At 69.2% G+C, this 1,157-nt stretch carries 2 protein-coding genes; both read left to right on the top strand.

What is annotated here, in order from left to right:
• The coding region (locus tag H5411_RS46530) for an aldolase/citrate lyase family protein (RefSeq protein WP_246370564.1) at positions 1–259 on the top strand (259 nt) is incomplete at its 5' end.
• A gap of 22 nt (positions 260–281) precedes the next feature.
• Positions 282–1,157, top strand: an 876-nt coding sequence (locus tag H5411_RS46525; protein WP_183128029.1) for an amidohydrolase family protein, incomplete at its 3' end; no start/stop codon positions are given.

Below are 1,157 nucleotides of genomic sequence, written 5' to 3'. Positions count from 1 at the left end.
CATCGGGCTCGTGCTCATCGGCGAGGGCGACCTCAGCCAGGAGCTGGGCGTGCCGCGGCAGCTGGAGCACCCGCTTATGGTCGAGGCCCGGCAGCGGATCGTCGAGACCTGCCGGAAGCACGACGTCGTCGTCGGGCATCCGCACGTCACCGCCCGCAACGCCGAGCAGGTCCTCGACGAGGGCTACCGCTTCCTGATGACCGCACCGGTCCGCAGCTATCCCGGCCTCGACCGGGGCCGCGAGCTGGCCGGGCGCTGACCCTACCCCAGGAGGGAATCCCGTGATCATCGACTGCCACGGTCACTTCACCACGGCACCGGCCGCGCTCGGCCGCTGGCGCGAACGGCAGATCAAGAACTTCGAGGACACCGGCGCGCGCCTGTCCCCCGACGAGCTGCGCATCGAGGACGACGAGATCCGCGCCGCGATCGAGAACGGTCAGCTCAAGCTGCAGCGCGAGCGCGGCACCGACCTCACTCTGTTCTCGCCCGGTGCCGGGAAAATGGCCCACCACTACGGCGACGCGGAAACCAGCCGCGTGTGGTCGCAGGTGAGCAACAACCTCATCGCCCGCGTCTGCGGCCTGTTCCCGGACAACTTCGCCGGCGTGTGCCAGCTCCCCCAGTCCCCGGGCGACGCGCTCGCCGAGTCCGTCCGCGCGTCGGCTGTCGAACTCGAGCGATGCGTGACCGAACTCGGGTTCGTCGGCTGCCTGCTCAACCCCGACCCGTCCGACGGGTACTGGCAGGCGCCGCCGCTGACCGACCGCGTCTACTACCCCTTGTACGAGAAGATGGCCGAACTGGACGTGCCCGCCATGGTGCATGTCGCGATGTCGCGCAACCCGGCCGTGCAAGGCACCTGCGCGCACTACCTCAACGGCGACACCGCGGCGTTCATGCAGCTGTGCGAATCCGATCTGTTCACCGACTTCCCCACGCTGCGGCTGATCCTGCCGCACGGCGGCGGCGCGGTGCCCTACCACTGGGGCCGCTACCGCGGGATGATGCTCGACCGAGGCCGGACGCCGCTCGAGGAAGCGTTGCTGGGCAACGTTTTCTTCGACACCTGCGTCTACCACCGGCGCGGCCTGGAACTGCTCACCGACATAGTGCCCGCCGCGAACGTCCTGTTCGCCTCGGAAATGATCGGCGCG

Origin of the sequence: Amycolatopsis echigonensis, assembly GCF_014174495.1 — a bacterium.
Lineage (GTDB): Bacteria > Actinomycetota > Actinomycetes > Mycobacteriales > Pseudonocardiaceae > Amycolatopsis > Amycolatopsis echigonensis.
Note: the sequence above shows the minus strand (reverse complement) of the source record. Positions and strands in the feature narration are given on the sequence as shown.